This is a genomic window from Coleofasciculaceae cyanobacterium, from assembly GCA_036703275.1.
Classification (GTDB): Bacteria; Cyanobacteriota; Cyanobacteriia; order Cyanobacteriales; family Xenococcaceae; genus Waterburya.
The window spans coordinates 152,432-164,655 of the sequence record DATNPK010000076.1 but is presented as its reverse complement, the minus strand read 5'-3'; the positions used below and the strand labels follow the sequence as shown (position 1 = coordinate 164,655).

Here is a 12,224-nt window from a genome sequence, read left to right as displayed (position 1 = left end):
CTCATTCCTCAGTCCTCAAAAATTACTGCCAATCTGACCAATCCTGATTAAAGATTGAGGTGTCAGGAAACGCAGTAGGGTTGCCACTTTTTTCAAGCTTATCTTTTAAGATTTTTAGCTCGTCTTCTTTGATAAATGCTTCATCTACTAATTGATAGGGCATAATTTCTGTTTCTAAACCAAATACTGCGGTTATTCCAGCAGCAGCACCTGAAGACCATTCAAAAGAATGTACCCGATAAGCAGCAGCCGCAACATGACTAGTGGCAATACTTTTACCTGTGACAATCAAATTATCAATTTCTTGAGGAATCATTGCCCTCAAAGGAATTTGAAAAGGATAAGCCTGTCCACCTCCTTTTCTTTCTCCTTCACGTTCGGTATTGCCTGCCTTCTCTGGGGGGCTTTCGTTCATACAGGGATGAAAATCGATCGCATAGTGACCAACTCCTACAGAATCGGGATAGATCGTAGAGCGAGTACGTTTTTCAATCTTGTCAATATCTATGTTTTTGTTACTGACAGCTTCAATGCCGTCTATTCTTTGCCAAAGCTGGCGATAAGTACGCTCGCTGAGGTTTTTGCTATAGTGTTCGTCTCGATAGTCTGCCCGTGAAATATCAATTTCGGTTACACCAAAACCCTGAGAATAGCCAGGATAGACTCTGCCAATAATCCGTCTACCTTCTCGAATATAGGGATATTTGGATAAGCCATGAGCCGTACCCATAGGCGAATCTAATCCTTTAACCAAACGATGATTAGGCTGAGGTTTTTTAACACCATCTCCTAACTGGGAATCCGTTGTTCCTTCTACCAGCCAATAAAAGTAACCTAAGGCATGATCTTCGCCTCGGCTTAAAGTTCTGGTACGCAATCCTCCCATCCAACCATCTGGTTCAAGTTGACCCAATTCTTCTAGCTGTTCGCGAGTATAGACGAGGTTATCTTCAGATGTTCCTGGGCGATAATCGTTACCCCAAGTCCAATTTTGCATCGAAATATCCCCAGGTGTCGGGGCGCTAAACTCAATCCCGCTGAATTTCTCTGTATCCCCTTCCTCAGGACTCCAGATACGGCGATAGGTAAATACTAAGTCAAAATCAGCTAATCTTTCGAGTTCATAACTGTAATAGCCTTTATGTTGGTCATAGAAAAGGGGCTTTTCATTTTCTTGAGGGTCTTTTGTCGCCTCCATGGCAAAGGTATAGGTAAACCCTTGGGTACAGTAAGGATTGCCTGCTACGCTCGAAGAAGAAGGTTCATAAGCAGAAAGCGGATCGATTCCCAAACGATAGGGAATATCAGTTAGGGCAACAATTTCTCCAGTCTCTGTCGCTTCAATTACGTACCAGTCGGCAGCCTGCTCTGAGGTGGTTGCGGGTACAAAGCGAATGACTTCTTTACTAAATTTATTTGACTCTTCGTAGCTGTAGGCATCTTCAATAGTGCTAGATAGAGGCAAAGTGTTAAGGGGTAAATACTCATTTTTAGAACTATGCTGAATAGCTACCGCGCTAGTTATTTGTTTCCCTGTTCCTTCCTCTGCCACTGTCTCAATTGTTAAATCTTTGACTACTGTGCTAGGAAACCATTTCAACGTACCTTTTCCTTTAGCTTCAGCATCTTTTAGCTGTGACCACATCACTTTGTTGGCATCTTTCGGTAAAAAACAAGACTCGCTTACCCAACAATCACCAGGATTTAGCTCTTCATAATACTCTTTAATCCCCTCTCTAAATTCTAAATAACCACTGGGAAAAAATAGGCGCGATCGCTGAGTAGTTCTTTCGTCTAGTGCGGAAGTTCCCTGGGCAGAAATTTGTCCTCCCACCCAGTCGGTAATTTCGGTCAGACAAACTGTTTTTCCTGCCAACAAAGCTTCATAACTGGCGGCTACTCCTGATAATCCGCCGCCGATTACTAGTAATTCACATTCTTCAGTACGATCTATAGCAGGCTGTACTGCTTGGGCTGATAATCCTGCATCCCAGATAAACAGACCCAAAGATATTGAAACTAGCGATTTTATCCAACCTGATGACACCTCATACCCTCCTTTGTGGCAACTCAACCAATATAGTTCCCAATTACACAATTTTTATATAGTTTTCTGCTGAAATAATTAATTAAGTGTTGTTTTATACTGAATCTGCAAGACGATAAATATAGTTCCCAAATTAAATCGCTTTGCGGTAAGCTCTTAGCTCTTAGCTTTGTTAAAAATTTACTTCAGCCTTTTTTGCGTAATTATTAAACTTTGTCTAATCCACTGTTAGTTAATTTAGCCATCCTGTTCGATAAACCAACAGGTATTGCTACCTATGCTCAGAATGTAATTAATTGTCTAGATAGTTTGAACCCAACGCTATTATCAGCTCAGAGTTTTGAGGGCTTTAAGCGATATGCGATCGCGGGTAACATGACTCCCGCACAAGGTAGCAAAGGACATCTAAGGCGTTTGCTCTGGACACAGCTTCAGCTACCTAAGATTTATCGGGAGTTAAAGGCGGACTTAATCTACTCGCCAATTCCCGAAGCACCGCTGTATAGTACGTCTCGCTATATAGTTATGTGCCACGATATCATTCCTCTACGTTTTCCGCGTCACACTTCACCTTTGACTAATTATTTTCGCTATGTTGTCCCGCAGGTATTGCAACAGGCAGAACATATTACCTGTAATTCTCAGGCTACTGCTCAAGATTTAGTTAATTATTATGGGATTATTGCCGAGCGAATTACGCCAATTCTACTAGGATACGACGCAGCTAATTTTTATCCTCGAGAGCAATCTGCTAATTTTAAACAGCCTTATTTTTTATATCTTGGTCGCCAAGATCCCTATAAAAACTTATCAGGCGCGATCGCCGCTTTTGCAGCTATGACCAATCAAGATTATCATTTGGCGATCGCAGGTTCAACTGACCCCCGTTTTACCCCCAAACTTCAGCAGCAGGCTCAAGAATTAGGAGTTGAATCTAGAATTAAATGGTTAAATTACCTTACTTACCAAGAATTACCCGTAGTTATCAGTAATGCAGTTGCCTTAGTGTTTCCGACTTTTTGGGAAGGTTTTGGACTTCCCGTATTAGAAGCAATGGCCTGTGGGACTCCTGTAATTACTTCTAATTTGGCTTCTTTACCTGAAATAACGGGAGATGCAGCAATTTTAATCGATCCTTATGATAGCGCAGCAATTACCTCGGCAATGGTAGCTATAGCTGAGGATTGCCAAATGCGATCGCAACTAAGCAAACTTAGCCTGCAACAAGCACAAAAGTTTAGCTGGGCAAAAACAGGTAGAGAAACTAAGCAAGTCTTGGAGCAATATTTGTAAATAAATCTATGTAAATAAATCTTGATGATCGCGATCGCCTATTCTCAAAGTTATCTAAGGTTAAAAAGAAAACCGCTAAATATTAGATCTAGGGAAGTATGATTTCGGTTATCTATTCTCCAGAATTTTTAGAACACAATACGGGATATGGTCATCCTGAAAAAGCCAAAAGACTAACGGCGATCGTTGATGCTTTACAGACTAGGGAATGGCGATCGCGAATCAAGTGGCAGCTACCTACTCCTGCTGAGTCAAGAAACGTATTATCTTATATTCAACAGGTTCATACTAGTGAACATATAGAACGCATTCAACGAGTTGCTGGCAAGGGCGGAGGCTATTTAGACGGTGATACCCCAATTTCTGCCCGCAGTTATGCAGTTGCTTTACTAGCAGTAAGTGCTTGGCTTGACGGGGTTGATCGAGTTTTAGAACATCAGCCTGCTTTTGTGCTGGCGCGTCCTCCAGGACATCATGCTACGAGGAATACGGCGATGGGATTCTGTTTGTTTTCTAATGCGGCGATCGCCGCCGAATATGCTTTAACTAAACCAAATGTGAAGCGGGTAGGTATTCTAGATTGGGATGTTCATCATGGTAATGGAACAGAGGCAATTGTTCAAGACAATCCCAATGTTGCTTATTGTTCTCTACATCAGTATCCTGGTTATCCAGGCACAGGTAGCGATCGGGGTAAAAGCGGTAAATATCAAAATGTTTTAAATCTGCCGCTGCAAGCTGGAAGTACAATTGCCGAATATCAGTTAGCTTTTGAACGAGAAGTAATGCCTTTTTTTGACGATTGGCAACCTGACGTTTTAATTGTTAGTGCTGGCTATGATGCTAATGATGACGATCCTTTAGCCAGTATGGCTTTAAACCCCAAAGATTACCATTTATTGACAAAGTATGTCTTAGAAATTACCGAATTTCCTCTATTTGGTTTAGAAGGCGGTTATCATTTAGAAGCTTTAGCTCAATCTGTGGTTGCCACTTTAAGGGTTTGTCTGTAATAGTTGTTAATTATTTATCAATAATTTTAGTGAAATTCTCGTAAACCTAAGCGTAAATTATTATTTCCTGCAATTGAGCTAGATAAAAAAAGTTCAGTTATTAATAAGTATGAATATTGCTACCTCTGAACCATCTTTGTACCAGTTAACTCAGGACTTAGATGAGCCTCTTGTTCCCTTATCTGTTGGAGCAGAAACTCTTCAATCTTATGTTAGCAGTGTGATTGAACTATTGATTAAAGAGCAACTTCAAGCAACAGTTTGGGTTAAACTGCCTCAAACTAAAAGCTGGCTTAATCAGATTCAAAGGCTATGTCAAGAGGGCAATACCAAAAGTATTGTAGTCTGTAGTAATCAACGAAATCATTCCGCCTTATCTTTGCTAAAAGATACTTCTGCCAAAACACCAGTTGTCTCGATTAAATTAAACCAAAACTCCACGCTACAAAGAGAATCTTTTTTAATCGTTTTAGCAACTGATTTTTGCAGTTTAACATTAGCTCAATGGCAAAAAAGCAAGATTGAGATCGATGCTTCAGGTAAAAGATTACAGCAACCATACCTAGAAATGGTTTCTAGCTTCGCCCCCCAGGCAATTGCTCCGATCCTTTTGGGGATTAAACACAACACTGTATTTAGCGCTAGCCTCAAAGACCAAGATTTCAGCATTAACCCCCAGGTGATAGTTAGGACTGACTTGATCGGCAAACTAGTTCTCCAACAGGTAAGTCAGAATGAAAGAGTACAGACTGCATTTAATTCATCGTTATCTAGGACGAGTCATCTTCGCGAAAAAAGTTTAACTGTATTAGGATTACAGTCAGATTTTCTCAGTAATTTGGTTCAAGAATTGCGATCGCCTATTACTCACATGAAAACGGCGTTAAGCTTATTAGAATCGAAGCAGATTAAAGGTGAGCAACGTCAGCGTTACCTCCAGATGCTAAGTGAGCAGTGCGATCGCCAAAATTCCCTGATCGGTGGTTTACTTGGGTTATTGCAGCTAGATACTCCTACTAAAGCAGAATATCTGCGCTTAGATGATATTGTTCCAGGAATAGTTAGCACTTACCAACCACTAGCCGAAGAAAAAGACATTCAGCTAGGATACACAATTCCCGCAAATCTTCTTCCTATTTCCTGTCCTCGCCCTTGGTTCAGACAAATTATCATTAACCTACTCAACAATAGTCTGCAATTCACTCCACCAAAGGGAAAGGTTTTTGTTCAAGCAGCACTCAAAAATGACAATGAGCAGATCGAAATTTTGATTATGGATACAGGAGTTGGTATTGCTACTAAAGAAATCAACAAAATTTTTGATGGATTTTATCGTACTAAGCCAACTACCGAAGATAAGGCAACGGGTGCAGGATTAGGGCTTACTCTAGTCAAACAGCTAATTCAACGCTGCGGCGGTTCTATTGCCGTAAGCAGCAAAGTAGGTAAAGGAACTACCTTTAAAATTTTGCTGCCCGCAATACCAGCAGAACTTAGTTAACCTGAAACAAACCCACTGAGTTAAGCACCTACACAAGAACTTGGTTCTGGATTAGAGCTTTTACGAGAGTTACCTAAGGGAAGGAAAATAGTTAGTTCTTTACCTTGTTCTTGTCTTTGTCTGACGGTAAGTTTGCCTCCCAAAGCTTGAAAGATATTCTTAGTTACGTCTAAATTAAGACTCAAACAGCCTGTTGCCGGCTGGAAGGTTAGCAATTGTCCTAAAGACTTTAAAGGATTATCAACATTACTAGCTTGAGAAAGCACCTGTAGCTTAAGCTGATTACCCGCTGTAGAAACTTTGACATCTATATGTCCACCAGTGGGCAGACTACGAGTGCAGCTTTCCATTAAACCAGTCAAAACGGTATCCAACATCCCAGGATCGCTGATAACTTTTGGTAGACTTTGAGGCAGAGTAAATTTTAGGTCTACATTGCGTCGTTTAGCTTTTTCTTGCCAACGAGGAATACTTTGATGAAATACCTGCTCTAGTGAAAACGGAACTAATTCTACGGCTTTGGCAGTGGGTGTAGATTCAAATTCAGCAGCGCGGAAAATTAATTCCATTCGCTCTATTTGTTCGGTACACTCGCGATCAATGGTTTGTAACCGTTGAACCACTTTAGGTTTAAAGTCTTGCTGACGCTTGAGCAGTAGTTTAGTTAAAGTACGAATTGTAGTTAAAGGTGTTCTTACTTCGTGGGTAAGAGCCTGTAACAGTTCCATTTCAATGTGGCTAGTGGCTCTTGTTGAGGTCAAAGCTGATTGAAGCTTGTCTGATGCGGAAGTTGCAGGAATATTTTCTACCTGACGAGAATTAAATCCCCAAGCATCAAAATCAGACATATGCTCTAGCAACTGACGACTAAATTTAGTTACTAAACGGTAATGGGGGTTTGGTGGAGCAAACTGTTCTACTTGGCTATCTAACTGCTCTAAACGGCGATAATTAGCGATGACTAAGCGCGATCGCAGCGTTGCCCAAACTTCACTCAAAGTTAAAGGATCGAAGGAAAAATGAAATTTGGCATTTCCTTGCGAGTCTTCGCCTAAAACCATGACTAAACCGAACTTAGCAGTCAAAACCAAACAAAACTGTTCTTGACCAATCGGATCATGGGGAATTAAAGGTAGCTCAATTACTGGTGGTATATGTTGTTCGACTACTGGCTCTACTGCTACGGACTGACAAGGCATTAAAGCATTAAGCTTAAAGGCATCCGTTGTAAAAGCTGCCGACTGAAAACTAGCAACTAAATCTGAGTTACTCAACAAAGGTACAGGAGCAGAAAAAACTAGACCCAGTTTGGCTGACGCACCTGTTGTCTGATTATGTTCTATTTCCGATAAAAGAAGTTCTTCTACAGAAGCGATCGCACTACGCCATTCTCTTTGAGCATTTAACTGTGCCAAACGCTGCTTTTGGCTATAGTATTTTTGACCTATTTTTTTCTCTCCTACCTGCTGAACAGCATAATCAGCAGCATTTTTTGCTTCATCGATACTTTGGGGTTTTGATTCTCGATTGAGTATATCGCTCAAATTTTGCAGCAACCAGTTTTGCACTTTAATATTCGACCTCCTCTTACTTCTCCCTGCTTATTCTTAAGTAGTACCCAAATGAAAACAATAAAAGTAATACCCTTGATTTGTATTGATACTATCTGTTTTCTATCCCTTGACCAAGATGTAAAACCGAACTAGAGAAGTCGCAATCGCCGATAGTTTTGACCGATGTTAGTTCTAGGTTGAAAGTTGGTAGTGAAAATGTTTGTAGCTAATAGCTATTAGCTAATAAGCTTTTAGCTTTAGACTCTAGTTTTTTCTAGCAGTATCAAATAAAAAATTATTCCACTCTCAAGCGTCTCCCCGTCTTTTATTCAGTCCCAAATCTACTGCCACGCGGTGTCCACAGCTCATGCCAGAGAAAGCAACGGCATTTAGACCCTGACCAGGAAAAGTACTGTCACCAACGCAATATAGTCCAGGAATACTGGTTCGGTTAAAGGGCATTCCTAATAAACCAGCTAATTTACGACGAGGAACTGGGCCATAAGTACCGTCTTCTCTGCCTAAAAAACGGCGATGAGTACGCGGAGTTCCTACTTCTTGATAGTCCAAGCCTGCCGATAGTCCAGGGAAAATTGCCTCTAAACGATTAATTAACTTTGCTGCTGCGGTTTCTTTTTTATTTTCATATTCCTGGTTCGATAGTCCTTGCCAATCTTCCATCCAGCTAGGGGTAAAGGTGTGAATGATGTGGTGTCCTGAAGGAGCAAGACTAGGATCTAGCAAAGTAGGAATAGAGACAAAAATTGTTCCTTCGGTTTCTTGCATTTTGTCCCAGTTTTCCAGCAAAATATGATGGCAATCTGTACCTGCGGGCAACACGCTAGCATCAACTCCCAAATGCAGACTGAGAAAGCTAGGCGACTTTTGATATCGCTGCTGCCATTTTTTTTCTTTTTGGGGTGTGTATTGAGGCTCGATCAGTTTACCAAAGGTATCCCAACGAGTAGAGTTAGAAACTATTTTTTTAGCACGATATTCAGTATTATCTGCAAGTTTGACACCAACAGCTTTACCGTTCTCGATCGCTACCTTGGTTACTCTAGATTTATATTTAATCTCTCCGCCAGCCTTAATCAAGCCGTCGGCTAACTTCTGAGCAATTTGTCCTACACCACCTTTAGGGTAGTTGATGCCTCCATAATGGCGATCGCTAAATACCATTCCCGCATTAATCATTGGTGTTTTATCAGCAGGAACAACTGACCATAAATAACACTCCATATCAATAAACTGAAGCAGCTTAGGATCGTTAATATATTTACGGGCAATATCTCCGACATTGAGGGGCAAATATTTAGCCAAGCCCAAACAAGATAAAGGCTTCTGGAAAAATACTCGCGTTAAATAACGAGGTTCTTCTAAAGAAAGAAGCTCCATCGAGTTAAGATAATTGAATACTTCCCAACATTTGCCGTAAAATTTGCGAATTCCTGGTTCTTCGTGGGGAAAAATGGCGATTAATTCCTGTAAAAATGCTTCGTAATCGCGATGAACTTTTAATTCTAAGCCGTCTGGCAAATGGTAGTGGATCTGCACCGGATCGGCAAAGGTTTCAATCTTCATATCTACTGCATCTAAGGCGCGAGTCAGTAAATTAGTTGTACCTTTGTCGCCCAAGCCAAAAATCATTGATGCACCAACATCAAAACGATATCCTGATCGCTCAAAATATCCACCACTACCACCTGGAATTAGATAACGTTCTAAAACTAATACTTTTGCTCCCTTAGCTGCTAGTTGAGTAGCTGTTACTAATCCGCCAATACCAGAACCAATAACTATTACATCATAAGTTGCCGTAGAAGGAGTTGTTGTCATCGCATTCATAAATGAATTAAAAAAATAATCTGAAAAAGAATTAAATCAATGTTTAGATATATAGTCTAGCGTCAATCCTAGACTTAAAATTGTATGTTTTATATCATCATGGGAGTCTCAGGGACTGGAAAATCTACCATAGGGAAGCTGTTGAGCGATCGCACTGGTTGGGCTTTTTATGATGCAGATGATTTTCATCCCCAGGCAAATATCGACAAAATGAACCGTGGTATCCCTCTAACCGACAGCGATCGCCTGCCTTGGCTAGCAGAACTTAAGCAATTAATTATAAATACTTTAAACAGCAAGCATCATGCTATCTTGGCTTGTTCAGCACTTAAATCTAAGTATCGTCAGATTCTCAGCCACAATCATTCTGAGGTTGTCTTTATTTATCTGCGTGGTGATTATGACTGCATTCAAACCAGAATGTACAAGCGCACAGGCCATTTTATGAATCCCGACTTACTTCAAAGCCAATTTGATACCTTAGAAGAACCCCAGAATGCTGTAGTAACTATTGATGTTTCTTGTTCACCTGAAATGATTGTAGAACAGATCTTGGAGCGGATTAATTATTAGTTAACTATTATATAGCAATTCTCATATTTATAAGGTATACCTCAATTAGGCATGAACCATTAGCCCGTGCATGATTAGCGGAGCTAATCATGCACGGGCATATCGCGTCCCATTGGCTATTAGCAAAAACCAGGGTGTCAGACTGTACCTTACGTGAATGAGAACCGCTATAGGTACTGAACATTACTGTTTATTTAATTTAATCCGATAATTAACTAACTTAATAAACTCTGAAAGTAGCCAAATTAAGCAAAAAGCGATCGCCATACTCAGCAGTTTCCAACTATTAAGTAAGTCTTGTGCAGTAATCAGCATTAGTTTGCCTGGTTTGGTAACCAAATCCCAGCTATTAAATCGTTCAAATCTACCAAGATAAATACCAACGACGCACAAACCATGAGCGATCGCATTAACTAATAGCAAATATTTTTGAGCTGCTGAATTAGTTAGATAATTGTCGAGGCGAATTAAAGTAATTACATAGGCTTCAAATCCAGTGGTAATAAATAAGATATATTGAGGAATTAAAATCAGTATAATTGCCCAATAAGGATAGTTTTCTCGGCTTAGTTCAATAATATGAATTGAGTCAGTTAAAATATATGGTGCATTGGGTAAGAAAACAATAAAAATAAGTAAAATAGTCCACCAGAATAGATTACGTATAGCTGATGGACGAAATAAATAAAAACTAAGTGTAAGAGGTATAAAGGCTAAAAATAAGTTCCAAATAATCCGAGCCGTACTTTGATTTAATAAGTTTAAACATATTTGAAGCCAGTCAATTAATTCACCTTTCATCTATTGGCTGTTTGGTTGACTATCCAAAGATAATTGTCCGCTAGTTTCAGAATCTTGAACCAAGTCTTCACAGTCTACACAGTTACAGTCATGAGAGTCTAATGGAGTACTGGGTTCAATTGCCGATTCAGCAGAGCATTCATCTAGTGGATATTCTTCTTGGGCGGGAATTTCTACTAACTGGCGATCTACTTCTGGAGGTGCTGAAAAAACATATTCTTGAGAATTTACTTGTATCTGATTAGTTAATAAAAAGCCGATCGCGACCGAGCTAGTTAAAGAAGCAAATAGTTTTTGAACCATAATTAACTTTGTTAGCAACTACAGCCGAAAATTAATCTCTGTTTCGAGATAAAAATTCACTACACATATTAAAACACAATATTATTGAATGTCTAAGATTAACAGCTTAATAACCATGATTATTGCTCAGTGATTTTAACTAGTAAATTATCGAGCTTGAGGAGATAATCAGGCTATTCGATTACCTAATATAAATTATTTTTTGCCCTGAATTTGCCTAATTAAATGATTTATTTCTGGCAAGATAAGTTGAGTTAGAGCCAGCTTTACAGCATTAGAAGACCCTGGAAGAGAAAAATATATTTTTTGGTTTTTCACTCCTGCCACGGCGCGAGAAGCGATCGCTCTTGAACCGATTTCTTGATAGCTAAGATAGCGGAATATTTCGCCAAAACCAGGAATAGTTTTAGTTAGCCAGTTGCTAATAACGTCGTAGGTTGTGTCTCTTGGTGCAATTCCTGTGCCACCGCTAAAAATGATTGCCGATAGCTCGGGTTGAAGATCTAATTGAATTAACAAATTTTGGATGTCTTTAGGTTCATCCTTGACAATGGCATAAGTTACTATTTGATGCCCTGCATCTCGCAACAACTGCTGAATTATTTGACCACTCTTGTCTGTTTCTGGGGTACGAGTATCGCTGACGGTAATTATGGCACAGTTGACCATAATATTTTGAAGATCTGGATGCGGAATCATTTGTGGCTGCTGGATCTGGACAAATACTAATAATTACAGGGGGAAATCTCATCATATATGATAAAATTCCCCTGATTCGCTCATTTATCTGGACTTTTTGGCTAATATTTTGAGTAAATTAAGATTTGTCTAACCCTAAGCCGTGTTCTTCAGAATATTTATTCATAAAACGAACAAAACGTTCAAATTCCTCGACCGATTTCATAATCAATACAGCTTCAATAGCTCTGGCTTCACCGTTAACAAATTTACCTTTGACTTCTCGGCTGACAATTTCGCCTTCATCGTCAACTAGATACATTCCAGTAATTTCGTCACTGCTCTCTTTACTCAAGATATTGGGATCTGCAAAATAAAAAGTAGCCGTACCGCTATTACCTGTTTTAGAACGAGTAACTTTAATATCAGGAATTACTTCTTCATTTACACCTCTAGCAAATTGAATTTCTGCCACACTCCAACTCCTATGTTGAGACAATCTATTATTAACTTTTCATCATCTCATAGATTAAGAACGAGCATAAGAACTCAAGGCAATTCTGCCCAAGATTTTTTGGGTGGGCAATTGTGAACTAATCAGACTAAAATCTTAC

Annotated in this window: 11 protein-coding genes; 4 read left to right on the top strand and 7 right to left on the bottom strand. The window is 39.7% G+C overall.

Annotated features, from left to right (window positions below; translation table 11 throughout):
- Window positions 1-22: 22 nt before the first annotated feature.
- On the bottom strand, window positions 23-2,047 hold the full coding sequence (locus tag V6C71_14355; GenBank protein HEY9769657.1) for an FAD-dependent oxidoreductase: 2,025 nt from the start codon (window positions 2,045-2,047) through the stop codon (window positions 23-25).
- A 213-nt stretch (window positions 2,048-2,260) separates the two neighbouring features.
- On the opposite strand from V6C71_14355, the gene V6C71_14350 reads away from it, so the two are divergent.
- From V6C71_14350 to V6C71_14340, 3 genes are all read left to right on the top strand, one after another.
- Window positions 2,261-3,340: a glycosyltransferase family 1 protein gene (locus tag V6C71_14350; GenBank protein HEY9769656.1), complete on the top strand. Its 1,080-nt coding sequence runs from the start codon at window positions 2,261-2,263 to the stop codon at window positions 3,338-3,340.
- A gap of 98 nt (window positions 3,341-3,438) precedes the next feature.
- Window positions 3,439-4,353, top strand: coding sequence for a histone deacetylase (locus V6C71_14345; protein ID HEY9769655.1), 915 nt, complete (start codon window positions 3,439-3,441; stop codon window positions 4,351-4,353).
- 109 nt (window positions 4,354-4,462) lie between these two features.
- Window positions 4,463-5,854, top strand: coding sequence for an ATP-binding protein (locus V6C71_14340; GenBank protein HEY9769654.1), 1,392 nt, complete (start codon window positions 4,463-4,465; stop codon window positions 5,852-5,854).
- 20 nt (window positions 5,855-5,874) lie between these two features.
- On the opposite strand, the gene V6C71_14335 is transcribed toward V6C71_14340, so the two are convergent.
- Both V6C71_14335 and crtH read right to left on the bottom strand, forming a co-directional pair.
- The gene (locus V6C71_14335; GenBank protein ID HEY9769653.1) at window positions 5,875-7,422 is read right to left on the bottom strand and encodes a HAMP domain-containing sensor histidine kinase; all 1,548 of its coding nucleotides are present in this window, start codon (window positions 7,420-7,422) and stop codon (window positions 5,875-5,877) included.
- 291 nt (window positions 7,423-7,713) lie between these two features.
- Window positions 7,714-9,255, bottom strand: coding sequence for a carotenoid isomerase (crtH, locus tag V6C71_14330; GenBank protein HEY9769652.1), 1,542 nt, complete (start codon window positions 9,253-9,255; stop codon window positions 7,714-7,716).
- Window positions 9,256-9,339: 84 nt separating this feature from the next.
- Here crtH and V6C71_14325 point away from each other — a divergent pair, with 84 nt between their 5' ends.
- Window positions 9,340-9,828 (top strand): gluconokinase, encoded by a 489-nt coding sequence (locus tag V6C71_14325; protein ID HEY9769651.1) that lies wholly within the window; start codon window positions 9,340-9,342, stop codon window positions 9,826-9,828.
- A 183-nt stretch (window positions 9,829-10,011) separates the two neighbouring features.
- Here the strand turns inward: V6C71_14325 and V6C71_14320 are convergent, their stop codons facing one another.
- The 4 genes from V6C71_14320 to psb28 form a co-directional block, all read right to left on the bottom strand.
- On the bottom strand, window positions 10,012-10,629 hold the full coding sequence (locus V6C71_14320; GenBank protein ID HEY9769650.1) for a DUF1361 domain-containing protein: 618 nt from the start codon (window positions 10,627-10,629) through the stop codon (window positions 10,012-10,014).
- On the bottom strand, window positions 10,630-10,932 hold the full coding sequence (locus V6C71_14315; protein HEY9769649.1) for a hypothetical protein: 303 nt from the start codon (window positions 10,930-10,932) through the stop codon (window positions 10,630-10,632). It lies immediately after the preceding gene.
- 195 nt (window positions 10,933-11,127) lie between these two features.
- Window positions 11,128-11,631, bottom strand: coding sequence for a MogA/MoaB family molybdenum cofactor biosynthesis protein (locus tag V6C71_14310; GenBank protein ID HEY9769648.1), 504 nt, complete (start codon window positions 11,629-11,631; stop codon window positions 11,128-11,130).
- Between the two features lie 118 nt (window positions 11,632-11,749).
- On the bottom strand, window positions 11,750-12,085 hold the full coding sequence (gene psb28 / locus V6C71_14305) for a photosystem II reaction center protein Psb28 (protein HEY9769647.1): 336 nt from the start codon (window positions 12,083-12,085) through the stop codon (window positions 11,750-11,752).
- Between the last annotated feature and the right edge of the window lie 139 nt (window positions 12,086-12,224).

Bases quoted from the DNA above. Each gene is read 5' to 3' on its own strand.
- V6C71_14310 (HEY9769648.1), bottom strand. From the start codon at position 11,631: ATGATTCCGCATCCAGATCTTCAAAATATTATGGTCAACTGTGCCATA.
- V6C71_14320 (HEY9769650.1), bottom strand. From the start codon at position 10,629: ATGAAAGGTGAATTAATTGACTGGCTTCAAATATGTTTAAACTTATTA.
- V6C71_14345 (HEY9769655.1), top strand. From the start codon at position 3,439: ATGATTTCGGTTATCTATTCTCCAGAATTTTTAGAACACAATACGGGA.
- crtH (HEY9769652.1), bottom strand. From the start codon at position 9,255: ATGAATGCGATGACAACAACTCCTTCTACGGCAACTTATGATGTAATA.
- V6C71_14315 (HEY9769649.1), bottom strand. From the start codon at position 10,932: ATGGTTCAAAAACTATTTGCTTCTTTAACTAGCTCGGTCGCGATCGGC.
- V6C71_14325 (HEY9769651.1), top strand. From the start codon at position 9,340: ATGTTTTATATCATCATGGGAGTCTCAGGGACTGGAAAATCTACCATA.
- V6C71_14340 (HEY9769654.1), top strand. From the start codon at position 4,463: ATGAATATTGCTACCTCTGAACCATCTTTGTACCAGTTAACTCAGGAC.